Below are 23,692 nucleotides of genomic sequence, written 5' to 3' on the forward strand. Positions count from 1 at the left end.
GCCGGCTGCAGACAGAAAACCCGCTGGGCCGACTTGGCCAGCGGGTTTTTTTGTGGGCGATCATGCCGCCATGGGCAAGCCTCAATCACTCACGGTGCGGGCACCAGCCCCACTTCAGCCTTCAAGGCGCTGATCAACAGGTTTTCGTAGCTGAACCGCTTGCCCTGCATCGGCTCCCAGCGCTCGACATAAAACAGGCCGTTGTGGTCGACATTGATCGGTGTCGAGACGATTTCCCCGCTGCGGGAACGATGCAGCAGGTTGCTCTGCGCCGGCGACGGGCGTTCGATCAGGAACAGGCCGGGACGGTTCAGGCGTGTCCTGTCCGCTGGGACAAAGGGGGAGGGGGCCTTGATGCCTTCTACGCCGGCGTCCAGGATGAAATCGCTGCGCAGGGCTCGGGTGTAAGGCGTCAGGCCTTCGGCAAACGTCTCCCAGGTGCCGGGGCGAATGTTCTGCGCCAGTGCCGGGGCCGTGTCCCGGATTTGCAGGCTGACGGCGCCTTGCAGCTCCGCCAGGCCGGGCACCCCCAGGTTGATGTTGGTGTGGGCGCTGCCGATGAAGGCCAGCCATTTATGCGGCCCGTGGGCCGCCTGGTCGGCCTTGATCACCTGCGATGCGAAGTAGCTGAACATCTGGTTGCGCGACTGCACCGTGTCCCGCAGCCCCTTGACGTGGTAACTGGCCGTGCAGTCCAGGGCCCGGATGCGCAGGCCATGCCTGGCCGCCACCTGGATGACTTCGGTGTAGGTATCGTTGCCGTTGTAGCCTGGCATATGGCCGCGATCCAGCCGTGTGAGGTAGCGCTTGAGTGTGTCCGGCAGCCGCTGCGTGCTGAGGAACATGTCCAGGTCCGCCTGATGCATATCGGTCAGCAGGTGTTCGACGTACAGCGTCTTGAACTCCAGTTCCTTGAGTTTTTTCATGTGGTCGCGTAGCCAGCGCTTGCTGGATTGCTCCTGGTGCCCTTCACCAAGGATCAGCCCCGGGAACTCGCTTTGACGCAGTTTTTCCAGAAATGCCTCCGGGGTCGTGTGGGCGGCCAGTTCGGCCGGGTCTGGCCTTGCCGGCGGTACCTGGCTGGCCAGGTAGGCCTGGGCATCGCTACTCAGGCGATCCCTGGCGTTCTGGAAGGCCAGGAATGCTTCGCGCTCGTGCGGATTCAGCGCAAAGTAGCGGCTGTCCAACCCGCGGTGGGCGACGATCTGTTGCGCAAGGTTGTCCCTGAGCGGTAGGGGAATGTCGTAGTCGCTGTAATGCGCCACGACCGCGGCAGTCGCCGCACTGGACGACGCTGCGGGTTCGGGTGCCTTGTACGCGGTCTGCAGGGCCAGGCGGTAATCGCCCTTGGCCAAGGGATCGCCCGCAATGGCACCGGCGGTGTCGAGCCAGATCCCCACGGGTTGGCCCGGGGCCACGTCGTCCGCCCGCAGGGCAACGGCACCTTGCAAGTCGGCCAGGCCGGGGGTGTCATCGAAAGTGCGCAGGCGCGATGAATCCACCAGGGCCACCCAGCGCTCACCGGGTGTGTCGATGGCGTCGGTCTCGAGGGCTTTGTGGGAGTAGAAGTTCCTGATCCCGTTGTCCCGGGGCGTGGTGGTTGGGGTGTCGGCCATTTGCAGGACGTCATCCAGTAGATAGGAGGTGGATGCGTCTAGGGCCCTGATCTTCATGCCCTTTTCCTGGGCCTTGCGCACCAGGGCCACGTAGGAGTATTCGGCATTCTCGGCAAAACCCAAGGCGGTATCGGTGGTTTTCAGGTGCCGTTGGATATGTTGCCAGGATTTCCCGCTGTTCAGCTTCTCCAGTTTCGCCCGGAATATATCGGCCGGCAGGTGCTCGATGTACAGGTGTTTGAAGCCTTGGTTGAGCAAGCTGTCCATCTGCGTGATCAGCAGTTGTTTAGCGGCAATGGAGCCGGGTATCGCGCCGATGACCAGGGGCTTGTTCCCGGCAAAGGCATTGCTGGCGATCCATTGCGAGAAGGACGTGTCGGCGCCGATGGCCGGCACATCGGTGCGGGCTGGTAGTGGGGCGAGATGTTTGAAAAAGTGGCGGGCGTCGGCTGTCAGTTGCTCGGCCTGTTGCAAGTAGGCGGCGCGCACCGCTTTCAAGTCTCGGGCAGCATTCTCCAGTGCGACGTCCCGGGAGCCGAACTCCCATTCGGTTCGCTGTACTATCCCGGCCCGTACATCCGGGTTCAGGGCCAGCTCCAGTTTGCCCGCGTACTTCGCCGGGATTTCATAGTTCTTCAATGGCTCGGGTGGGTCGGGCAGCTTTTCATATTTCGGCGCGCCGCCAGTCACCCCGGTACGCCGCCAGACGCCTTGCGCATCGGGGGCGGCGAGGCGGGTAGTGGAAACCAGTCTGCCGGTCGCCGGGTCCAGGCGGTACAGCAAATAACGGCCGATCGGGTCGGGGGTCTTTTTTGCCCACAGGCCTTCGCCACCGAACAGCACGGCTTGCATGTCCTCAAGCGCCAGCGGCTTGGGCTCTAGTGGCTGGATCAGCTTCAAGACCTCGTTCAGCGCCGCCGCAGCGTCGGTGGCCGGGCGCACGGCCGGTTTTACCAGTTGTTTGAGCGACACCAGGGCCGGGCGCAGATCGGTAAAAGCCGCCCCGGCGCTGTTGAGCACGTAACCGATCAAGTGTTCCACGGCCGCCCCCGTATCGCCCTGCTGATAGGCGTGCAGGGCCAGCATGCCGTCCTTGAATGCCAACAGCATGCCCAGGCTCAGGCTGAGGGTGGGGAACGGCGCGGTAGCGATACCGCTGACCCACTCCACGCAGGTCCACAGAATACTGCTGATCATCTGGCTGCGATTCGCCGTGGTGCCTTCAACGTCGTCAATCTTGCGCTGCTGCTTCATGTCGTACAGCGCCTGGCGCAGATCCAGTAATGGGGTTTGCCCGTGGGTCGAGTCGTAGCGCGGCGGACTCACGGAGGTTTTGTTCAAGTCCTCGGGTAATTGCGCCTTGGCCTCTTCCAGGAAGATGCGGACGCGCGACTGGGATTGAGCACCGACCCGCAGGGTGAAATAGCCGACCATGCCGGGAGTCTTTTTCAGCAGATAGTTGAACTGTCGCGCCTCACGAAAGCTGATGCCGTCGGGTGCGTTTGGGGTGTAAAGCAACGTCGGGAAACCGGCGTGGCTGAAGAGGAAGTTATCGATCACCCATTCGCCGTCTACCAGCAAGCGGTGGAGGGCGTAGGTGCCACGGACCTCGGTGCGGGTATCGCCCATGCTGGCAATGCTGCGTTCCAGCCAGTCGCCATCGACCCCGGCGATATGCCCTTGCAGGCGGCATTCCAGGGCGGCGTTCTGCATCTGCCGTTGGGTAATGCTCAGGGTGGCATTGCGCCGTAAGGCATAGTCGGCACTGCCGGCGTTGAGCTGCCGGCGTTTGACTTCGTTGATGTAGTGTTGGCCAACCCAGGTGCCGGTGATCGAGCGGGCGACCTTTTCAGCGGTCAGCGGGCTCAGGTCAACACCGGGCGGGCCTTTGAAGCGAGCGGCGCGCGAAAATTTCTCGTCAAGAAAGCCTACGCCGTCGGCGTAGCCATCGCGGTACAGCTGGGTGTAGGTCAGGGGGGCAGGGGTCCATGAGGCGAGCAGCGCCGGGGGCGAGAAGGCCCAGACCGTATCGGGGTCGATGTCGTTCTGACGGCGTCCGAGCAGTTCGTTCAGGCGTTTTCTGGCCCGTTCGTGCACGTAGGTGGAGAAGCTGGGAACGTGTGCATCGGACAACGGGAAGTCGTTGTAGGCCTGCAGTGCACCTTCGCTGTCTTGCGCCAGTTTCAGCAGTTTCTGGCGGTTGTCGACGCTGGTGGAGCGATACCAGTTCGGGGTGCCGAATTCATAGTCATCGACCCGGGTTGCCAGGACATGGGCCGACATGGTCTGGAGGCAGTCGGCATGCTTGCCGATATTGCCAAAGCGGATCTGTGTGTATTCCCGGGCGTGAAACTTGAAGCTCAGGCCCGTCAATACCTGTTTCATTGCATCGCGAAAACGCAGGGCAACTCGCTTGATCAGGTAGTCGGTGAGGCCGCCGCTGTCCTGGCTCCAGCCGAGGATATGGTTCTGGCACGCGATCTCACTGTCGAATGCCTGAAATTGCTGCTGGCGCGGTGCCTCGGGGGTGCATAGCAGCACACGGATCACGCTGCCGTTGGCATCGGTCTGGCGCAGCACCCACATATCCTGCAACTGGGCTTCGTGCAGCGACAGGGTGGCGGCGCTCAGGCGCGGGTCGGTGCCTTGGCGCAGGCTCTGCACCAACTGGAAGTCCTCTTCAGTGAGGTGCCCCTGAAGCAAGGCGGTGTAGGCCAGCGCGTTGATCCGCTGGTCGAGCATCTGTTCGATTGCCCGGCTGACGGCGGGTTTGCCGTGCATCTGCTGCTGGGCGTCGGCAAAGTCGATACGTGGCTGCAGGGTGCTCAGCGTCTGCGCCAGCCAGGCGGGTGTCAGGTCCCGATAGGCCTTGGGCAACACGGCATCCCGGTAGGTGAGTGTGGTTTTGTTGAGAAAGTCCGAGCCCGCCAGTGCATCGCCGGTTTGCAGGCCGCGCAGGGCCAGGTCGATCAGGTTGCGGTCATGTTCGTACTCGCCGATGGGGTCCACGTAGCGCCGGGTGTTGATCACCAGGTGCTCGGGCAGCAGGTCGTGGATGTCCAGCTCATCGCTCAGGTGTTCGAGCAGTTGATAGCGGGCCAGTGCCTCGGGGCTGGTGACCGGGCTCAGCAGGTCGAGCAGGTGCTGGCGTGCCTCGTTGTAGCTCGCCAAGTGGGTGGCGAGTGTGGCCCGACGGTCTGCACTGGCGCTGCGGTACCAGTCCGGTGCGCTCTGGCGCAGGTAGCGCTCCAGCAAGCGGCGGGCGCGCCATGCCAGGCGTGGGCTGATGTCCGGCACAGAGGCGCTGATGGCTTGGTCCAGGTCACTGATCAGTTGAGCGGCTGACGGCTGCGGATTGTCGACCAGGCTCAGCGCCCGCTCGATGTCCTGGGTGCGCTTGGCGATCAGGGCGGCGTCGGTGTGTTCAAACAGCGGGGTCTTGTCGATCGGCGTCAATTCCAGCGGCCAGATCGCGGCCGGTGTTATATCGCGATAACGCACGGGCAGCAGTTGCATGAAGTCGCGCCGTTGCTCGGCATCGTCCATGCCTTGGCGCAAGTGCGTATTCAAGTGCGCCAGGGAGCCCAGGCACTCGATCCCGCGGGTGGGGGTAAACAGCATCACTTCACCCAGGGGCAGGGCAGAGCTCAGATCGCTGGGCACCGGGCTGGATTTCTCGGTCACCACGAAGGCCCCCGCCAGCTCGACGCTCTGTTCCTGATAACGCAAGGTCAGCGCATACAGTCCCGGGCGCAGCGTTATGCCCTGCGCTATACGCCCAAGCAAGGCCTGCTGTTGCGGGTGCAACAGGCGGTCCTCGGCACTGAGGGTTGTTGCATGGGCCAGGGCGACGTACCCGGCTTCAAAGGTCATAAAGGATTTGCGTGGCTTGCCATCTATCTGCTCATAGCGGTCGAGGTGCTGCAGATGGGCGTTGAGCGTGGTCTTGAGCGTTGCCACGCGGCTGGCCAGGTTGCTCTGGGTAAGCCCTCGGTAGAGCGGCCGGCTCTTGTTCAGATACAGCTGCCGATAGGACATCAGCATGCCGTTGAGTTTTTCCAGATAGGCCAGTGCAGCAGAGGGTTTGTGTTCGGGCACTAGCGGCGCATCGACTTGAAGCAGGTGATGACCGATCTGATTGAGGTGGCCTTTGATGCCTTCAAAGGTTGGGGATGTGGTGCTCACAGGCACGCTCTCCATGCTGAGGATAAGAACCCTCAGCATGGGCAGCCGTGCCCTGGGCAGGGCGGTAGATAAGTAGCGGGCTCAGGCCCCGGTACGCACCGGGTCGCGGCTGGCAAGGGCCTTGAGGGCAGTGCTCAAGCCCTGGGCCGACTCGCCCACCAGCAGGTGCCAGATACCGCCGTCGAGCCGGCTGATGCCCTGGCAACCAAGGGTTTTGAGCTGGGATTCCGACAGCGCCCGATCATCGGCCAGGCGCAGGCGCAGACGGGTCATGGCCACGCAATCGAGTTGCAGCACATTGTCGCCGCCGCCCAGTGCGTTCAGCCATTGTTCGGCCTGGGGCGGGGCAACGTTGGCCACCGCGGGCTGAGGGCTGGGAGATGAGGGCGAGGGCTGGCCGGCTGTCGGCATGGCCAAGCGAATCTCATCGGCAATGCTGTCGGCCATCGGCCCCACCACCACCTGCAAGCTGCCGCCATTGCCAGGGCGCACCACGGCCATCGCCCCCAGGGCCTTGAGTTCGGCGTCCACGGCCTTGTTACGGTCGACCATGTCCAGACGCAGACGGGTGGTGCAGGCGCCGACGCTGAGCAGGTTGTCGGCACCGCCCAGGGCGCGGATATAGGCACTGGCCCGCTGGTTATCACTCATCGCTTCGGCCTGTGCCACCTGGATATCTTCACGGCCAGGGGTCTTCAGGTTGAAGCGACGGATGCAGTAGTTGAACACGCTGTAGTAGATCACCGCGTAGGCCAGGCCCACCGGGATCACCAGCCAGCCATTGGTGGACTTGCCCCAGCCCAAAACCATGTCGATGAACCCACCGGAGAAGGTAAAGCCCAGGTGAATATCCAGCAGGTTGGTGACCGCCATCGACAGGCCGGTGAGCAGCGCATGCAGCAGGTACAGGAACGGCGCGAGGAACATAAAGGCGAATTCGATCGGCTCGGTGACCCCGGTGAGGAATGAGGTCAGGGCCATCGACAGGAAGATCCCGCCCATGATCTTGCGCCGCTCCGGCAGGGCGTTGCGGTACATCGCCAGGCACGCGGCGGGCAGGCCGAAGAGCATCACCGGGAACATGCCGGTCATGAACTGGCCGCCTTTGGGGTCGCCGGCAAAGTAGCGGGTCAGGTCGCCGGTGACCACTGCGCCGGTGGCCGGATCAGTGAAGCTGCCAAACACAAACCAGGCCATGTTGTTGAGGATATGGTGCAGCCCGGTGACGATCAGCAAGCGGTTGAACACGCCGAACACAAAGGCGCCGAGGCTGCCGCTTTCCATCAGCAGCACGCCAAAACTGTTGATGCCGTGCTGCACCGGCGGCCAGATCAGGCCGAAGATCACCCCCAGGCCCACCGCCGAAAACCCGGTGACAATCGGCACAAAGCGTCGCCCGCCAAAGAACGCCAGGTACTCCGGCAGCTTGATGTCCTTGAAGCGGTTGTACAGGGCCCCGGCCATCAGCCCGCTGACGATCCCGGCGAGCATGCCCATGTTGATGGTGCTGTCCATGACCTTGAGGGTGGAGACCATCACCAGGTAGCCAATGGCCCCGGCCAGTCCGGCGGTGCCGTTGTTGTCGCGGGCAAAGCCCACGGCGATGCCGATGGCGAAGATCAGCGCCAGGTTGGCAAAGATCGCTTGCCCGGCGTCGTGCATCACCGCGATGTTCAACAGGTCGGTGTCACCCAGGCGCAGCAGCAGGCCGGCAATCGGCAGGATGGCGATGGGTAGCATCAGCGCACGGCCCAGGCGTTGCAGGCCTTCGATAAACAATTGGTACATGGCGAGTCTCCTTTTTCTTGTTGTTGTCAGCTCAACGGCCAGTGGTGTTGGCAGGCTTGGCGCACGGCGCCGGCGCTGCTCAGGTTGAGCAGGGCCTGGCTCAGTTGCCGGCATTGCGCGGCGTCGAGGTGACGCACGCGGTCTTTGATGGCGGCAATCTGCGGCGGGCTGACGGACAGCTCGCTGACGCCCAGACCGACCAGCACCGGCGTAGCCAGCGGGTCGGAAGCGAGGGCTCCGCACACGCCGACCCAGCGCCCGTGTTTGGCGGCGCCGCTGCAGGTCTGGGCGATCAGGCGCAGCAGCGCCGGGTGCAGGGCGTCGACCCGTGCGGCCAGGCCGGCATGGTCGCGGTCCATGGCCAGGGTGTACTGGGACAGGTCATTGGTGCCGATCGACAAAAAGTCCGCGTGCTCGGCCAGTTGCTCAGCCATCAGCGCGGCGGCCGGGACTTCGATCATCACCCCCAGTTCCGGGCGCTGGGTCAGTTGCAGTTCGGCGCACAGTTCATCGAGGCGCTGGCGAATGTGCAGCAACTCGTCGACTTCACTGACCATCGGCAACAGGATCCGGCAACGTTGCAATGGGCTGACCTGCAGCAGGGCACGCAGTTGCTGATCGAGCAGTTCCGGGCGTACCTGGGCCATGCGAATACCGCGCAGGCCCAGTACCGGATTGGCTTCGGCGGGCAAGGGCAGGTAGTCGAGTTGCTTGTCGCCGCCGACATCAATGGTGCGGATGATCACCGATTTGTCGCCCATGGCGTCCATTACCGCTTGATAGGCCTGGCGCTGTTCCTGTTCATCGGGCGCGGTGCGGCGGTCGACAAACAGAAACTCGGTGCGCAACAGACCCACGCCATCGGCACCGTTGTCATAGGCAATCTGCGCCTCGCTGCTGGAGGCGACATTGGCGGCCACTTCAATGCCCACGCCATCCAGGGTGCTGGCGGCAGCATGGGCCTGGGCCTGTTGCAACTGGCGCCGCTGTTTCTGCGCATCGCGGATCTGGTGGACCTGGGCGTGGCGGGCATCGTCCGGGTTGAGTTCCAAGCGCCCATTGACGGCGTCCAGCACCACCCGTTGCCCTTGGGTTATTGTCAATACTTCACTGCCCAGCGCCACCACGCAGGGCAAGTCTTTGCCCCTGGCCAGGATCGCCACATGGGACGTGGCGCCGCCTTCGGCCATGCAGATACCGGCCGCGTTTTGCGCGCTCAGTTGCAGCAGGTCCGAAGGCGTCAGCTCATGGGCGACAACAATCGCGCCGGCGGGCAATTCGAACTGCCAGGCTTCGCCCAGCAGTGCGCGCAGCACCCGTTGCTGCAAGTCCCGCAGGTCGTTGGCACGTTCGGCAAACAACGGCTTGCCCAAGCCCAGCAACACGGCGCATTGGGCCTGGATCGCATCGCGCCAGGCATGGGTGGCGGCGCTGCCGTGCTCGATGGCAGCGGTGGCGGCCTCCAGCAGGGTCGGGTCTTCCAGCAGCGCCAGGTGGGCGGCGAAGATCTCTTCTTCCTCGACGGCCTGGCGCTGGCGGGCGTGCTCCAGGGTATTGCGGATTTCGCCGCGCACCTGTTCCAGGGCGCTGTCCAGGTGCTGCAACTGCTCATGGCGCGCATGGTTACGTGGGTCTTCTGGCAACTCGATGCTGTTGAGCCGGAACAACGGCCCGCAGACCAGGCCCGGCGCGGCGCACACCCCTTGCAGTACGCCTGCTTCACGATTGACTGGACGCGCAGCGGCTATCACCGGGGCCTGTACGGCTTCGGCAGTGGTGAGCGAAAGGGCGGCGACCAGTGCCTGCAGCGCCGCGTCGCAATCCTGGCCACGGCACGTGACCTGCACTTCATCCTGTTCACCAATGCCCAGCCCCATCAAGCCGATCAGGCTGGCGCACGACGCCGATTTGCCGGCGAAATGCAGCTGCGACAGGCTGCTGAAACCCTGGGCGGTCTTGCGGATCAGCGCGGCGGGCCGCGCATGCAGGCCGCCGCGATGGGTGATGCGTACGCTGGCACAGGCGTGCGCCTCGGCGGTGTCGGCCATCACGGGCTGCACGACGCCAGCCTGACGCGCAACGATGCGCAGCAGGGCTTCGCCGACCTTGACGGCGTTCACGGCCACCGGGCGCAGTTCGAACTGCTCACCGTTAGTGAGGATGATCAGGCTGACCAGGCTTTTGCATTGGCGCGCAATGCGATCCAGGTCAAAGCGCACCAGGGGCTGCCCATTGCTGACCCGTGCGCCTTGCTGGACCAGCAAGGCAAAGCCTTCGCCTTGCAGTTCGACGGTGTCGATGCCCACATGCAGCAGCACCTCGGCGCCATTGTCGGCGCGGATGGTCAGGGCGTGGCCGGTACGGGCAACGTGGATCACGACCCCGGCGCACGGCGCATGCAGGCAATCGTTGAGGGGGTCGATGGCAATCCCGTCGCCCATGGCGCCACTGGCGAACACGTCGTCAGGCACGTTGCCCAGGGTCAGCACTGGCCCGCTGAGGGGGGCGCTGAGGGTGAGGTCATTATTATTGTCGGGCATGGGCACGGTACTCATCAGGAAACGACAGAAATCAACTCAGTGGGTGCGAGTGACTTTGCTCAGGTGGCGGGGCTGGTCCGGGTCCATGCCCCGGGCCTGCGCCAGGCCCGCGGCCATCACGTAGAAGCTCTGGATTGCCAGGATCGGGTCCAGGGCCGGGTGTTCGGCGCGGCTGAGGGTCAGGTCGCGTTCGGCGATATCGTCGGGCGCGGCCAGCAGCACCCGAGCCCCGCGCTGGCGCATTTCCGTGGCCAGGCTCAGCAGGCCCGGCTGTTCGGCGCCGCGTGGGGCGAACACCAGCAACGGGTAGTTATCGTCGATCAAGGCCATCGGCCCGTGGCGCACTTCGGCGCTGCTGAAGGCTTCGGCCTGGATCGCCGAGGTTTCCTTGAGCTTGAGCGCGGCTTCCTGGGCGATGGCAAACCCGGCGCCACGGCCGATGACCATCAGGCGCTGGCAGTCGCGCAGGGCGTCGATGGCCAGGCTCCAATCCTGGGTCGCCGCTTCGCGCAGGCCGGCAGGCAGGGCGTGGCAGGCTTCGAGCAGGCCGTCTTCCTGGTTCCAGTGCCCGACCAGCTGGGCGCTGGCGCTCAAGGTGGCGATAAAACTCTTGGTCGCGGCCACGCTACGCTCGGGGCCGGCGCACAGCGGCACATGGAATTCGCAGGCGGCTTCCAGGGGCGAGTCTTCGGCATTGACCATCGACACACTCAAGGCCCCGCGCTTGCGCAGCAGGCGCAGGCTGTTGACCAGGTCCGGGCTCTGCCCCGACTGGGAGAAGCCGAAGGCCGCCTGGCCGCTGACTTTCAGCGGCGCCTGCGCCAGGGTCACCACCGACATTGGTAGCGACGCCACGGGAACGCCCACATGCTGCATGGTCAGGTAGGCGAAGTAACTGGCGGCGTGGTCCGAACTGCCACGGGCGACGGTCATCGCCACTTGTGGCGGCTGGCGGCGCAGGCGGCCGGCGACCTCGGCCAGCAGCGGGTCGAGGCATTGCAGTTGGGCCGCGACGGCCTCACAGGAGGACAGGGCCTCTTCAAGCATTTTTGAAGTCAATGGTTTCTCCTTCGACCATTACGTCGGTGAGGTGCAGGGAGCGGTCCAGGCGCACGCAGTCGGCAAAGCTGCCGGGTTGCAGGCGGCCGCGTTGTTCCAGGCCCAGGTAATCCGCAGGAAATTGCGACAGGCGCTGTGAGGCTTCGCTGATGGGCAGGCCGATCTTCACCAGGTTGCGCAGCGCCTGATCCATGGTCAGGGTGCTGCCGGCCAGGGTGCCGTCGGCCAGGCGTACGCCGCCCAGGCATTTGGTCACGGTGTGGCTGCCCAGCTTGTATTCGCCGTCGGGCATGCCGGCGGCGGCGGTGGAGTCGGTGACGCAGTACAGGCAGGGAATCGAACGCAGGGCCACGCGCATGGCCCCGGGGTGTACGTGCAACAGGTCCGGGATCAGCTCGGCGTATTGCGCGTGGGCCAGTGCGGCACCGACGATGCCCGGCTCGCGGTGATGCAGCGGGCTCATGGCGTTGTACAGGTGGGTGAAGCTGGTGGCGCCGGCGGCCAGCGCTGCGACGCCTTCTTCATAGCTGCCCAGGGTATGGCCGATCTGCATGCGCACGCCGCGTTGGCTGAGGGTGCGGATCAGGCCGTCATGCCCGGCGATTTCCGGGGCAATGGTGATGACCCGGATCGGTGCCAGGCGCAGGTACTCCTCGACCTCGGCCATCAATGCCGTGTGGGCAAAGTTGGGCTGTGCGCCGAGCTTTCCTGGGTTGATGTAGGGGCCTTCGAGATGCACCCCCAGCACCCGGGCGCTGCCGCTTGGACGGTTTTCGCAGAACTGGCCGAGTTCGCCGAGCACGCGGGAGATTTCCTCGACCGGCGCAGTCATGGTGGTGGCCAGCAGCGAAGTGGTGCCGAAGCGCACATGGGTGCGGGTGATGGTCTCGAAGGCACTGCGGCCTTCCATGATGTCCTTGCCGCCGCCGCCGTGTACATGCAGGTCGATAAAACCCGGCAGCAGGTAGGGCAGGTCGTTGTCGGCCGGGTCGCAAGGCACACCTTCGACGGCGCTGACCCGGCCTTCGTGGTGCACCAGGCGGCCGCGCATCCAGCCGTGGGGCGTGAGGATATTGTCTTCGGACATGGCAGTTCTCTAAGGCCGCAGTTCGGCGGAAAAGTCGTACCTACGCAGCTCAGCGACAAAGTCGTAGTAGTCGTTGCGGCAGTAGGTGTCGGTGATTTCGATCGGCGTGTTGTCGGCGGTGTAGCCGACTCGGGTCATCAGCAGCATGGCGGTGCCGGGGGCGATGCCCACCAGGGCGGCGAACTCATCCGAGGCGTTGATGGCCTGGATGTGTTGCAGGGCCCGCACCACCGGTTTGCCGATGCCTTCCAGGTATTCGTAGAGCGAGCTGCCGATGGCCTGGGGGGTGGGCACGATCGAGGCGGGCAGGGCGCTCATTTCAATGGCCATCACGGTGTCATCCGCCTTGCGCAGGCGCTTGAGCCGCGCCACTTTGTCGGTGGGCGACAGGCACAGGCGGATCAGCTCTTCGTGGGTCGGCGGGGTGATCTCGCGCACCAGCCACTGGGAGCTGGGGGCAAACCCCTTGAGCCGCAGCATTTCGCTGAACCCCGAGAGGCGCGACAGCGGCTGTTCCAGGCGTGGCGTAATAAACGTGCCAGAGCCCTGGCTGCGGCGGATCAGGCCTTGGACAAACAACACTTCCAGCGCTTTACGGGCGGTGACCCGGGAAATACCCAACTGCTCGCTGAGCACACGCTCCGAGGGCAAGGCCTGCTCGGATTTCCACTGGCCAGCATGGATCGCCGCTTCGAGGTTGCGGGCCAGTTGCAGGTACAACGGAGTGGATTGTCGGTCGTCTGGACGCAGGGTCTGGATGGGATTCATCTGTAGGGTTTCCGATGCGTTATTGGAGTGTTGTCGCCCGGTAATGGCCGGAAATTAATACCACTTAAATACCATGTCAATGCCGCCCAAAGCGTGCGAAACCGGCTTGCAGGGCACTTTTTCAGGGGGTGGTATCAAGTGGTATTAGAGAGGTCTTTGTCGCGCGCAGAAACGCACAGCCCCCGCCGATGAAATGGTATTCACCGGCAGGGGCTGTGGCAGAGGCAGGTTTTTTTTGAATTATTTTACCAACGGTCGAAGTTACGGACGGATCTCGATCATCGTGCCGTCCTTGACCAGGTTCCACACTTCGCGCATGTCGACATTGCGCATGCCGATGCAGCCGTCGGTCCAGTCCAGGGTGTGGAACCACTGTTCCGGATACTCCTCACTGTCTGGCGTGCCGTGGATCATGATCATGCTGCCGGGCTTGACCCCTTCGCGGCGGGCGCGGGCGGCATCGCTGATATTGGGGTAGGAGATATGCATGGACAGGTTGAAACGGTCGCTGGTCTTGCGCCAGTCGATCCAGTAGAAGCCTTCCGGGGTGCGGCGGTCGCCTTCGATCAGCTTGTGGCCCTTGGGGTTCTTGCCCAGGGAGATGCGGTAGGTCTTCAGCGGTTTGCCGTCGTGGATCAGTTGCAACTGATGGGCGGACTTGAGCACCAGGATCTTATCGACGGTTTTACCGCCCAGGGTTTGCAGGGTGGTGGCTGACGACAGGGTGACGAACGACAGGCAGAGCAGAGCAAGCAACCAACGCATTGCAGCGGTATCCCTTTGACGGTGACCTTCGATTGTTATTGTGCAGGGTGAGTCAAGGGTGGCACCGATTCGCTGCGCACGGGAAACACCTGTTGCCGACGGTCGGCGAAAAAGCATTCTAGGGTACGCCGTACCGTGCGGAAAGCCAGGTCGGACCAAGGGATGTCCGCTTCATCGAACAGTTTGACTTCCAGGCTCTCGGGGCCGGCGGCAAAGTCCAGGTCGATCAGTTCGGCGCGGTAGAAGATATGCACCTGGCTGATGTGCGGTACGTCGATCAGCGTGTAGATCGTCAGGTTGCGCACCCTGGCGCAGGCTTCTTCGAGGGTTTCGCGCATTGCGCCCTGTTCCACGGTCTCGCCGTTTTCCATAAAACCTGCCGGCAGGGTCCAGTAGCCCAGGCGCGGCTCGATGGCGCGCCGGCACAGCAGCACTTGGTTGCCCCAGACGGGCAGGGTGCCGGCGACGATATTGGGATTCTGATAGTGAATGGTCTGACAGTGGTCACATACATAACGCAGGCGCGCGTCGCCTTCGGGAATGCGCTGGATGACCGGTTTACCGCACTGGCTGCAGAAATTCATGCTTGGGTTCCTGGGGACTGCGCCTATCTTGGCTTGCAGGGCAGTGGCCTGCAAGTTGTCGTTTAGCGACACCGCCGGGGTTTTGGGGTTGGGCACCCGTACGCTTTGGTGCATGATGCAAGGTAGCCAACAGATCGAGATGACTCATGCTGGACGAGCTACTTCGCCGGGTAACCAATCACACGCCACGCACGCTGGAAACTGACAGCCGTTTCCCCGAGGCCGCCGTGCTGGTGCCGATTACCCGCAGTGACGAACCCGAGCTGATCCTGACCCTGCGTGCCAGCGGCCTGTCGACCCATGGCGGCGAAGTGGCGTTTCCGGGTGGGCGCCGCGACCCCGAAGACCCGGACCTGGTGTTCACCGCGCTGCGCGAGGCCGAAGAGGAAATCGGCCTGCCACCGGGCCTGGTGGAAGTGATCGGGCCCTTGAGCCCGCTGATCTCCCTGCACGGCATCCGCGTGACCCCGTATGTGGGCGTGATCCCCGACTATGTCGAATACCTGGCCAACGATGCCGAGATTGCCGCCGTATTCAGCGTGCCCCTGGAGTTTTTCCGCCAGGACCCGCGTGAGCACACCCACCGTATCGACTACCAGGGCCGCAGTTGGTACGTGCCCAGCTATCGCTTTGGTGAATACAAGATCTGGGGCCTGACGGCGATCATGATCGTCGAGTTGATCAACCTGCTCTATGACGATGCCGACATCAGCCTGCACCGTCCGCCGAAAAGCTTTATCAATACTTAAGCCATCGTTTGAATGGCAAGCCGTGAGGGAAGACCATGAAATACCGCCTGGGCGATGCCCGCGTCGAGACACATCCAGATAGCTGGGTAGCCCCCAATGCCACGCTGGTGGGCAAGGTCAAGCTGGAGGAGGGCGCCAACGTCTGGTTCAACGCGGTGTTGCGCGGCGACAACGAACTGATCCTGATCGGCAAGAACAGCAACGTGCAGGACGGTAGCGTGATGCACACCGACATGGGCTACCCGCTGACCCTGGGCACCGGTGTGACGGTGGGGCATAACGCCATGCTGCATGGCTGTACCGTCGGCGACTACAGCCTGATTGGCATCAATGCGGTGATCCTCAACGGCGCCAAGATTGGCCGGCACTGCATCATCGGCGCCAATTCGTTGATCGGCGAAGGCAAGGAAATCCCTGATGGCTCGCTGGTAATGGGCTCCCCCGGCAAGGTGGTGCGGGAATTGACCGAGCAACAGAAGAACATGCTGGAGGCCAGTGCTGCGCACTATGTGCATAACTCTCAGCGCTACGCCCGTGACCTGGTCGAGCAGCCGGAATGAACCCGGTTGAACGCCCCGTCGCCTCGCCCTGCGTGAGCATTTGTGCGCTGGATGACGACGATATCTGCACCGGTTGCCAGCGCAATGTCGACGAAATCACCCGTTGGAGCCGCATGGACAACGCCGAGCGCCGGGTGGTGCTGGGGTTATGTCATGAGCGGGCGAAGGCCAGTGGGGTGTTGTGGATGATTCCTGGGAAATCTGGCGCCTGACAGGGCGCTATCGCAGGCAAGCCAGCTCCCTCATTTTTGAAATGCATTCCAATGTGGGGGCTGGCTTGTCTGCGATGAGGCCCCTCCAGACGACATCCCTTTAATTGTGTACCCTGTGCGCATTACCCACAGGTCCCTCGCCCCATGCTCTTCCTGATCGCCTATATCAGCAGCGTCGTGCTGATCAACTTCGCCTTTTCCACCGCCCCGCACCTGGATGTCATCTGGTCCGCCTGGGGTGGCCTGGTGTTTATCCTGCGGGACATGGTGCAAACGCGCTTCGGCCACGGGGCGATTATCGCCATGCTCGCGGCGCTGGTGCTGTCCTACATCACCTCCGATCCATCCATCGCCCTGGCCAGCGCCACGGCGTTCGCGGTCTCCGAGTGCATCGACTGGCTGGTCTTCAGCATCACCAAGCGCCCGTTGCATGACCGGCTGTGGATCAGCTCGGCGCTGAGCATTCCCCTGGATACCTTTATCTTTTTTGGCCTGATCGGCGCGTTGACGCCGGCGGTGGTCGGTACCGCCCTGGCCTCGAAATTTGCCGGGGTCACCGTGGTGTGGCTGGCCATGGCCTGGCGTTTGCGGCGCCAGCGTGTCGCCAACTGAGGCCAATGCCCGCCGTTCATGTAAAATGCCGGCCTTTCTCCCCCTGATCCGCTCCCCTGAGGACCTGAGATGACCCGAATCGGAACTCCATTGTCGCCAACCGCGACCCGCGTATTGATGTGTGGCTGCGGTGAGCTGGGCAAGGAAGTGGTAATTGAGCTGCAGCGCCTGGGCGTTGAAGTGATTGCCGTGGATCGCTACGCCAACGCGCCGGCCATGCAGGTGGCGCATCGCAGCCACGTGATCAACATGCTCGACGGCGCAGCCCTGCGTGCGGTGATCGAGGCGGAAAAGCCGCACTTCATCGTCCCGGAAATCGAAGCCATTGCCACCGGCACCCTGGTGGAACTGGAGGCTGAAGGTTTTACCGTGATCCCCACCGCCCGTGCGGCGCTGTTGACCATGAACCGTGAAGGCATCCGCCGCCTGGCCGCTGAAGAGCTGGACCTGCCGACCTCGCCGTACCATTTTGCCGACACCGTGGAAGACTACCGCAAGGCCGTCGAAGACCTCGGCTTCCCCTGCGTGGTCAAGCCGGTGATGAGTTCGTCGGGCAAGGGCCAGAGCCTGTTGCGTAGCGCCGATGACGTGCAGAAAGCCTGGGACTACGCCCAGGAAGGTGGGCGTGCAGGTAAAGGTCGGGTGATCATCGAAGGGTTTATCGACTTCGACTACGAAATCACCCTGCTGACCGTGCGTCACGTCGGTGGCACCACCTTCTGCGCGCCTGTGGGTCATCGTCAGGAGAAGGGCGACTACCAGGAATCCTGGCAGCCCCAGGCCATGAGCCCGGCGGCCCTGGCCGAATCCGAGCGCGTCGCCAAAGCCGTGACCGAGGCCCTGGGTGGTCGTGGTCTGTTTGGGGTCGAGCTGTTTATCAAGGGCGACCAGGTGTGGTTCAGCGAAGTCTCGCCGCGCCCTCACGACACCGGGCTGGTGACCCTGATTTCCCAGGACTTGTCGCAGTTTGCCCTGCACGCGCGGGCGATTCTTGGCCTGCCGATCCCATTGATCCGCCAGTTCGGGCCTTCGGCTTCGGCGGTGATTCTGGTGGAAGGGCAATCGACCCAGACGGCGTTCGCCAACCTCGGCGCGGCCCTGAGCGAGCCGGATACCGCACTGCGTCTGTTCGGCAAACCGGAAGTGAATGGCCAGCGTCGCATGGGCGTGGCGTTGGCGCGGGATGAGTCGATCGAGGCTGCCCGGGCCAAGGCGACCCGTGCCTCTCAAGCGGTGGTTGTAGAGCTGTAAAAGCATCGCGGGCAAGCCCGCTCCCACATGTGGAAGGCGTTCCAGTGTGGGAGCGGGCTTGCCCGCGATAGCGCTCTATCAGGCGACCTTGTTCAAATCGTTATCCCGCGTCTCTTTCAGGCACAGCACCGCAATCAAACTGAGCAACGCTGCCGCCGACACATACCCGCCGACATAACTCAGCCCACCCATCGCCACCAGTTTGGTCGCGAAAAACGGTGCGGCCGAAGCCCCGACAATCCCGCCCAGGTTATACGCCGCCGACGCCCCGGTATAACGCACGCGTGTCGGAAACAGTTCCGGCAACAACGCCCCCATCGGCGCAAAGGTCACGCCCATCAGGAACAGTTCCAGGCATAGGAACAGCGCCACTGCCCAGGTCGAGCCGTGGGTCAGCAATGGTTCCATGGTGAAGCCCGACAGAATCGCCAGCACCGCACCGACGATCAACACCGGCTTGCGCCCATAGCGGTCACTGGCCAGGGCTGCCAGCGGTGTGGCCGCGCCCATGAACAACACGGCAAAGCACAGCAGGGCGAGGAAGGTTTCGCGGCTGTAGCCCAGGGTGCTCACGCCATAGCTCAGGGAAAACGCCGTGGTGATATAGAACAGCGCATAGCACACCACCATCGCGGCCGCGCCCAGCAGCACCTGCAACCAATGCTGGCTGAACAGCTCCACCAGCGGCACTTTTACTGGTTTTTCCTTGGCCACGGCGTTGGCGAACACCGGGGTTTCATGCAGTTTGAGGCGCGCATACAGGCCCACCATCACCAGCGCGGCGCTGAGCAGGAACGGAATGCGCCAGCCCCAACTACGGAATTGTTCATCGTCCAGGTTCATCGCCAGGATCAGGAACAGCCCATTGGCCGCCAAAAAGCCAATGGAAGGCCCCAACTGCGGGAACATGCCGAACCAGGCACGCTTGCCCTTGGGCGCGTTTTCGGTGGCCAGCAGCGCGGCGCCGCCCCATTCCCCACCCAGCCCCAGGCCCTGGCCGAAACGCAGCACGCACAACAGGATCGGGGCCCAGGCACCAATGGTGTCGTAACCCGGCAACAGGCCGATCAGGGTGGTACACACGCCCATCAACAGCAAGGAGGCCACCAGCGTCGACTTGCGCCCGATGCGGTCACCGAAGTGGCCGAACAGCGCCGAACCTAGTGGCCGCGCGATAAAGGCGATACCGAAGGTCAGGAACGCCGCCAGCATCTGCGCGGTGCCGGAACTCTGCGGGAAGAACACCGGGCCGATCACCAGCGCGGCGGCCGTGGCGTAGATATAGAAGTCGTAGAACTCGATGGCGGTGCCGATGATGCTCGCGGTGGCGACCCGGCTGGTCGAGTTGGTCGGGGCGGCGGGAGCGGCCTCGTTATAGGTGGTGCTCATTGAGGTATCCCTGATGGTCATTGCGCGCTTGGCGCGGATTATTATTGGTCTTGCACCCATGGATCAGGGCAGTGCGCGGCGTTGGCTCGGGATGGGAGCGGGTACCGGTCAGACACGGGGTTGCGGTGCCTGGACACGCTCAGTGCGGATAGCACGCGGTCGGGCGGGGCTTGGGTAAGCGCGATTGATTATAGGAAGGGGGTTGCGCTGCAAACAAGGGCTGGAGCGCGGTCTTAGCGGCTGAAAAGATCAAATGTGGGAGAAGCGGGCGCCTCGGTGTATCAGTGACACTGAGGTGAGGCTATCGCGGGCAAGCCCGCTTCCACACGGGCTTGTCCACCGTGAGTCAGGTGGCAATCGGCGCTGAGCCGATATGCCAGATCAACACCTTGCTCACCCGATTGTCTTCAGTTTCGAGGATTTCCAGGCGATAACGGCCGATCTTCACGCACACCGAGCAATCGGGAATGGTCTCCAGCGCTTCGGTCACCAGGCCGTTGAGGGTCTTGGGACCGTCGCTAGGCAGGTGCCAGCCCATGCACTTGTTCAGCTCGCGGATCGACACGGCACCGTCGATCACATAGCGGCCGTCAGGCTGGGGCTGGATCAGCGGGTTATCCAGGCTCTGCTCGCTTTCGAATTCGCCGACGATCTCTTCCAGAATGTCTTCCAGGGTGACGATGCCCAGCACTTCGCCGTATTCGTCCACCACCATGCCCAGGCGGCGTTGCTGCTTGTGGAAGTTGAGCAATTGCAGCTGCAGCGGCGTGCTTTCCGGGACGAAGTACGGCTCGTGGCAGGCTGCGAGCAGGGCTTCCTTGGTCAGGCTGGCATCGGGCAGCAGGTGCTGGATCTGCCGGGTGTTGAGCACCGCCTCGACCTGGTTGATATCGCTGTGGAACACCGGCAGCCGCGTGCGCTTGGAGCTGCGCAGTTGTTCGATGATCTCCTCGATAGGGTCGTCGAGGTTGATGCCATCGACTTCGCTGCGCGGCACCAGGATGTCATTGACGGTAATGTTGTCCAGGGCGTGGATGCCCGGCATGCCCGGCCGAGGGTCGTCGTTCGCGTCAGAGGCTTGCTCGTCGGACGGGTCGCTCTGTGGCTCGTCGCTTTTCTTGACGATCCCCGACTTGCGTTCGAAAGGGCGCAGCAACAGCAGGCTGAGGCCATTGAGCAGCCAGGCCAGGGGATAGAGGATTTTCAGCGGCACACCCAGCAGCGTATTGCCAAACCCCAGCACCGCGTGCGGATAGCGGGTGGCGAGGGTGCGCGGCAGGTAGTCGGCCAGCACCAGCAACAGCCCGCTGGAGACCAGCCAACCCAGCCAGGGACCGTTTTCGGCCCAGGCATAGATCGCCAGCAGGGTGCACAGAATCACCACCACCGCGCGGCACAGGGTGTTGCACAGGATCAGGCTGTTGCGCGGGAAGTTGAGGCGGGCGGCGGCCTTGTCGCCCTGGCGCGTACCGGGGCGCAGGGCCAGCAAATGGAGCTGGGCCGCCTCGATGGCGGTAAACAGCGCCGACCACAAGACCAGCAGCGCGACTACCGCGAGCATCGGCTCAAGGGGCAAGTTGTGCATGATTGCCGCCCGTCAGATATGCAGGATGAATTCGCGAACCAGCTTGCTGCCGAAATACGCCAGCATCAGCAGGCAGAAACCGGCCAGGGTCCAGCGGATCGCCTTGTGCCCGCGCCAGCCCAGGCGATTGCGGCCCCACAGCAGCACGCTGAACACCACCCAGGCCAGGCACGCCAGCAGGGTTTTGTGCACCAGGTGCTGGGCGAACAGGTTCTCGACGAACAGCCAGCCGGAAATCAGCGACAGCGACAGCAGCGTCCAGCCGGCCCAGAGGAAACCGAACAGCAGGCTTTCCATGGTCTGCAGCGGCGGGAAGTTCTTGATCAGCCCGGAAGGGTGCTTGTGCTTGAGCTGGTGGTCCTGCAAGAGCAGCAGCAACGCCTGGAACACGGCGATGGTGAACATACCGTAGGCCAGGATCGACAGCAGGATATGCGCGAGGATGCCCGGCTCCTCGTCGATCACCTGCACCGTGCCGGTGGGGGCGAATTGCGCCAGCAGCACTGTCAGCATCCCCAGGGGGAAGAGCAGCAACAGCAGGTTCTCCACCGGGATCCGCGCGCAGGCCAGCAGCGTCAAGGCAATGACCGCAGCGGCAATCAGGCTGGCGGCGCTGAAAAAATCCAGGCCCAGGCCCACTGGTGTCATCAGGTGGGTGAACAGGCTGGCAGCGTGGGCCAGCAAGGCGAACACGCCGAGGCCGGCCAGCAGGCGTTTGTCCGCCCTGGCGCGTTGGGCCAGACGGGTGCCCTGGTAGAGGGTCGCAGCGGCATACAAGAGTGCGGCGGCGAGACTGGGTAGCAAACTGGGTGACAAAGGGAGCATAAATCCTGTTAGGCAAGCCCGAAAGCCGATGAGTTTGGCACACACCTGCGTTCCACGAAAGACCAGCGGGCCAGACAGCGGGTGTGCATGACGGCAGTCTTCGCTATAATCCGCGACCTGCCCACGCCGCAGGCTCGCCAAGCGCTGTTTTTAATAGCGATTTACACAGCCTGGGCCGCCATTACCTCGGTCTACCGATGCACTTCGATGAATAGGGCCTGAAAGGATCGCGCATGTTTGAAAACTTGACTGACCGTCTCTCGCAGACGCTGCGCCATGTCACCGGCAAGGCCAAGCTGACCGAGGACAATATTAAAGACACCCTGCGCGAAGTGCGCATGGCGTTGCTCGAAGCCGACGTTGCCTTGCCTGTGGTCAAGGATTTCGTCAACTCGGTCAAGGAGCGTGCGGTCGGCACTGAAGTGTCCCGCAGCCTGACGCCGGGCCAGGCCTTTGTGAAGGTCGTCCAGGCCGAGCTCGAAAGCCTGATGGGTGCGGCCAACGAAGACCTGAACCTCAGCGCCGTGCCGCCGGCCGTGGTGTTGATGGCCGGTTTGCAGGGGGCGGGCAAGACCACCACCGCTGCCAAGCTGGCGCGCTTCCTTAAAGAGCGCAGGAAAAAATCCGTGATGGTGGTGTCGGCGGACGTGTACCGTCCGGCCGCGATCAAGCAGCTGGAAATGCTCGCCGGTGAAATCGGCGTGACCTTTTTCCCGTCCGACCTGAGCCAGAAGCCGGTCGACATCGCCAACGCTGCCATTAAAGAAGCCAAGCTCAAGTTCATCGACGTGGTGATCGTCGATACCGCCGGTCGCCTGCACATCGACGAAGAGATGATGGGCGAGATCAAGGCGCTGCATGCCGCGATCAACCCGGTAGAAACCCTGTTCGTGGTCGATGCCATGACCGGCCAGGACGCGGCGAACACCGCCAAGGCCTTTGGTGATGCCCTGCCGCTGACCGGCGTGATCCTGACCAAGGTCGACGGTGATGCCCGTGGCGGTGCCGCACTGTCGGTGCGCGCAATCACCGGCAAGCCGATCAAGTTCATCGGTATGGGCGAGAAGACCGAAGCGCTCGAGCCGTTCCACCCTGAGCGGATCGCCTCGCGGATCCTCGGCATGGGCGACGTGCTCAGCCTGATCGAGCAGGCCGAGCAGACCCTCGACAAGGACAAGGCCGACAAGCTGGCCAAGAAGCTGAAAAAGGGCAAGGGCTTCGACCTCGAAGACTTCCGCGATCAGCTGCAACAGATGAAGAACATGGGCGGCCTCGGCGGCCTGATGGACAAGCTGCCGAACATCGGCGGTGTGAACCTGGCGCAAATGGGCAATGCCCAGGGTGCGGCAGAGAAGCAGTTCAAGCAGATGGAAGCCATCATCAACTCCATGACCCCGGCCGAGCGCCGCGACCCTGAGCTGATCAGCGGTTCGCGCAAACGTCGGATCGCCATGGGTTCCGGCACCCAGGTGCAGGACATCGGTCGCTTGATCAAGCAGCACAAGCAGATGCAAAAGATGATGAAGAAGTTCTCCGCCAAAGGCGGCATGGCCAAAATGATGCGCGGCATGGGCGGTATGATGCCCGGCCGTGGCATGCCGAAGATGTAAAGAATTCGCGCAAGGGCTTGCTCTTGCGCAGACCCACAAGGATGTGGGATCTCCAGCAAACCCGCCGTTGGCGGGAGCTGACTCGCCGTTTTAACCGACGGCTCTATAGCAGATCTGAATGGCCCGCGGTCAGGCGCCGGAAAAAGACATTTGCAAAAGTCCGGATATTCCTTAGAATATGCGGCCTTTCGGGCACCCATGCCCGCTGTGCATTTAGATTTGCAGCACCGACTACAGGAACGATGTTCACATGCTAACAATCCGTCTTGCCCTTGGCGGCTCCAAAAAGCGCCCGTTTTACCACTTGACCGTAACCGACAGCCGCAACCCGCGCGACGGTTCGCACAAGGAACAGGTTGGTTTCTTCAACCCTGTTGCTCGTGGTCAAGAAGTTCGTCTGTCCGTGAACCAAGAGCGCGTAGCCTACTGGCTGAGCGTTGGTGCACAGCCTTCCGAGCGTGTTGCCAAGTTGTTGAAGGACTCGGCTAAGGCCGCAGCCTGAGCAAT

At 63.2% G+C, this 23,692-nt stretch carries 18 protein-coding genes; 7 read left to right on the top strand and 11 right to left on the bottom strand.

The annotated features are described in order from the left end of the window. Nucleotides 1-89: 89 nt before the first annotated feature. From HBO24_RS22540 to HBO24_RS22575, 8 genes are all read right to left on the bottom strand, one after another. Nucleotides 90-5,801 (bottom strand): membrane-targeted effector domain-containing toxin, encoded by a 5,712-nt coding sequence (locus HBO24_RS22540; RefSeq protein WP_170060343.1) that lies wholly within the window; start codon nucleotides 5,799-5,801, stop codon nucleotides 90-92. A gap of 81 nt (nucleotides 5,802-5,882) precedes the next feature. Then, nucleotides 5,883-7,589 (bottom strand): N-acetylglucosamine-specific PTS transporter subunit IIBC, encoded by a 1,707-nt coding sequence (gene nagE, locus HBO24_RS22545; protein WP_170060344.1) that lies wholly within the window; start codon nucleotides 7,587-7,589, stop codon nucleotides 5,883-5,885. Nucleotides 7,590-7,615: 26 nt separating this feature from the next. Beyond that, the gene (ptsP, locus tag HBO24_RS22550; RefSeq protein ID WP_170060345.1) at nucleotides 7,616-10,129 is read right to left on the bottom strand and encodes a phosphoenolpyruvate--protein phosphotransferase; all 2,514 of its coding nucleotides are present in this window, start codon (nucleotides 10,127-10,129) and stop codon (nucleotides 7,616-7,618) included. 36 nt (nucleotides 10,130-10,165) lie between these two features. Further along, complete coding sequence (locus tag HBO24_RS22555; RefSeq protein WP_115127493.1) at nucleotides 10,166-11,188, bottom strand: SIS domain-containing protein; 1,023 nt, start codon at nucleotides 11,186-11,188, stop codon at nucleotides 10,166-10,168. After that, nucleotides 11,169-12,275 (bottom strand): N-acetylglucosamine-6-phosphate deacetylase, encoded by a 1,107-nt coding sequence (gene nagA / locus HBO24_RS22560; RefSeq protein ID WP_115127494.1) that lies wholly within the window; start codon nucleotides 12,273-12,275, stop codon nucleotides 11,169-11,171. Before nagA ends, HBO24_RS22555 begins: the two co-directional genes overlap by 20 nt. A gap of 9 nt (nucleotides 12,276-12,284) precedes the next feature. Then, entirely contained in the window at nucleotides 12,285-13,043 is a 759-nt protein-coding gene (locus tag HBO24_RS22565; protein WP_170060346.1) for a GntR family transcriptional regulator, read from the bottom strand. Between the two features lie 261 nt (nucleotides 13,044-13,304). After that, a complete protein-coding gene (locus tag HBO24_RS22570; protein WP_057437979.1) occupies nucleotides 13,305-13,808 on the bottom strand; it encodes a L,D-transpeptidase family protein in 504 nt (167 codons plus the stop codon). 35 nt (nucleotides 13,809-13,843) lie between these two features. Continuing rightward, nucleotides 13,844-14,392 (bottom strand): NUDIX hydrolase, encoded by a 549-nt coding sequence (locus HBO24_RS22575; protein WP_057959544.1) that lies wholly within the window; start codon nucleotides 14,390-14,392, stop codon nucleotides 13,844-13,846. Nucleotides 14,393-14,538: 146 nt separating this feature from the next. On the opposite strand from HBO24_RS22575, the gene HBO24_RS22580 reads away from it, so the two are divergent. The 5 genes from HBO24_RS22580 to purT all read left to right on the top strand — a co-directional run bounded on the left by HBO24_RS22580 (nucleotide 14,539) and on the right by purT (nucleotide 17,776). After that, complete coding sequence (locus HBO24_RS22580) at nucleotides 14,539-15,141, top strand: CoA pyrophosphatase (RefSeq protein WP_057959545.1); 603 nt, start codon at nucleotides 14,539-14,541, stop codon at nucleotides 15,139-15,141. 35 nt (nucleotides 15,142-15,176) lie between these two features. Further along, on the top strand, nucleotides 15,177-15,701 hold the full coding sequence (locus tag HBO24_RS22585) for a gamma carbonic anhydrase family protein (protein ID WP_057437985.1): 525 nt from the start codon (nucleotides 15,177-15,179) through the stop codon (nucleotides 15,699-15,701). Further along, nucleotides 15,698-15,913, top strand: coding sequence for a DUF1289 domain-containing protein (locus tag HBO24_RS22590; protein ID WP_057437987.1), 216 nt, complete (start codon nucleotides 15,698-15,700; stop codon nucleotides 15,911-15,913). The genes HBO24_RS22585 and HBO24_RS22590 overlap by 4 nt, the downstream gene beginning before the upstream one ends. A 144-nt stretch (nucleotides 15,914-16,057) precedes the next feature. Further along, nucleotides 16,058-16,525, top strand: a complete 468-nt coding sequence (locus tag HBO24_RS22595; RefSeq protein ID WP_029296170.1) for a VUT family protein — start codon at nucleotides 16,058-16,060, stop codon at nucleotides 16,523-16,525. A 69-nt stretch (nucleotides 16,526-16,594) separates the two neighbouring features. Continuing rightward, the gene (gene purT, locus HBO24_RS22600) at nucleotides 16,595-17,776 is read left to right on the top strand and encodes a formate-dependent phosphoribosylglycinamide formyltransferase (RefSeq protein ID WP_057437989.1); all 1,182 of its coding nucleotides are present in this window, start codon (nucleotides 16,595-16,597) and stop codon (nucleotides 17,774-17,776) included. A gap of 78 nt (nucleotides 17,777-17,854) precedes the next feature. Here purT and HBO24_RS22605 read toward each other — a convergent pair whose 3' ends face one another. The 3 genes from HBO24_RS22605 to ccsA all read right to left on the bottom strand — a co-directional run bounded on the left by HBO24_RS22605 (nucleotide 17,855) and on the right by ccsA (nucleotide 21,566). Continuing rightward, nucleotides 17,855-19,165 (bottom strand): MFS transporter, encoded by a 1,311-nt coding sequence (locus HBO24_RS22605; protein WP_029296174.1) that lies wholly within the window; start codon nucleotides 19,163-19,165, stop codon nucleotides 17,855-17,857. Nucleotides 19,166-19,511: 346 nt separating this feature from the next. Continuing rightward, on the bottom strand, nucleotides 19,512-20,750 hold the full coding sequence (locus HBO24_RS22610; RefSeq protein WP_057437991.1) for a transporter associated domain-containing protein: 1,239 nt from the start codon (nucleotides 20,748-20,750) through the stop codon (nucleotides 19,512-19,514). A 12-nt stretch (nucleotides 20,751-20,762) separates the two neighbouring features. Further along, on the bottom strand, nucleotides 20,763-21,566 hold the full coding sequence (gene ccsA / locus HBO24_RS22615; RefSeq protein WP_169960791.1) for a cytochrome c biogenesis protein CcsA: 804 nt from the start codon (nucleotides 21,564-21,566) through the stop codon (nucleotides 20,763-20,765). Between the two features lie 242 nt (nucleotides 21,567-21,808). On the opposite strand from ccsA, the gene ffh reads away from it, so the two are divergent. After that, entirely contained in the window at nucleotides 21,809-23,185 is a 1,377-nt protein-coding gene (gene ffh, locus HBO24_RS22620) for a signal recognition particle protein (protein ID WP_170060347.1), read from the top strand. 250 nt (nucleotides 23,186-23,435) lie between these two features. Beyond that, complete coding sequence (rpsP, locus tag HBO24_RS22625) at nucleotides 23,436-23,687, top strand: 30S ribosomal protein S16 (RefSeq protein WP_003175899.1); 252 nt, start codon at nucleotides 23,436-23,438, stop codon at nucleotides 23,685-23,687. Nucleotides 23,688-23,692: the final 5 nt, after the last annotated feature.

This window comes from Pseudomonas sp. WS 5410 (assembly GCF_012985645.1).
GTDB classification, from domain to species: Bacteria; Pseudomonadota; Gammaproteobacteria; order Pseudomonadales; family Pseudomonadaceae; genus Aquipseudomonas; species Aquipseudomonas shahriarae.

Bases quoted from the DNA above. Each gene is read 5' to 3' on its own strand.
- nagE (WP_170060344.1), bottom strand. From the start codon at position 7,589: ATGTACCAATTGTTTATCGAAGGCCTGCAACGCCTGGGCCGTGCGCTG.
- ptsP (WP_170060345.1), bottom strand. From the start codon at position 10,129: ATGCCCGACAATAATAATGACCTCACCCTCAGCGCCCCCCTCAGCGGG.
- nagA (WP_115127494.1), bottom strand. From the start codon at position 12,275: ATGTCCGAAGACAATATCCTCACGCCCCACGGCTGGATGCGCGGCCGC.
- HBO24_RS22565 (WP_170060346.1), bottom strand. From the start codon at position 13,043: ATGAATCCCATCCAGACCCTGCGTCCAGACGACCGACAATCCACTCCG.
- HBO24_RS22570 (WP_057437979.1), bottom strand. From the start codon at position 13,808: ATGCGTTGGTTGCTTGCTCTGCTCTGCCTGTCGTTCGTCACCCTGTCG.
- HBO24_RS22575 (WP_057959544.1), bottom strand. From the start codon at position 14,392: ATGAATTTCTGCAGCCAGTGCGGTAAACCGGTCATCCAGCGCATTCCC.
- HBO24_RS22580 (WP_057959545.1), top strand. From the start codon at position 14,539: ATGCTGGACGAGCTACTTCGCCGGGTAACCAATCACACGCCACGCACG.
- HBO24_RS22585 (WP_057437985.1), top strand. From the start codon at position 15,177: ATGAAATACCGCCTGGGCGATGCCCGCGTCGAGACACATCCAGATAGC.
- HBO24_RS22590 (WP_057437987.1), top strand. From the start codon at position 15,698: ATGAACCCGGTTGAACGCCCCGTCGCCTCGCCCTGCGTGAGCATTTGT.
- HBO24_RS22595 (WP_029296170.1), top strand. From the start codon at position 16,058: ATGCTCTTCCTGATCGCCTATATCAGCAGCGTCGTGCTGATCAACTTC.
- purT (WP_057437989.1), top strand. From the start codon at position 16,595: ATGACCCGAATCGGAACTCCATTGTCGCCAACCGCGACCCGCGTATTG.
- HBO24_RS22605 (WP_029296174.1), bottom strand. From the start codon at position 19,165: ATGAGCACCACCTATAACGAGGCCGCTCCCGCCGCCCCGACCAACTCG.
- HBO24_RS22610 (WP_057437991.1), bottom strand. From the start codon at position 20,750: ATGCACAACTTGCCCCTTGAGCCGATGCTCGCGGTAGTCGCGCTGCTG.
- ffh (WP_170060347.1), top strand. From the start codon at position 21,809: ATGTTTGAAAACTTGACTGACCGTCTCTCGCAGACGCTGCGCCATGTC.
- rpsP (WP_003175899.1), top strand. From the start codon at position 23,436: ATGCTAACAATCCGTCTTGCCCTTGGCGGCTCCAAAAAGCGCCCGTTT.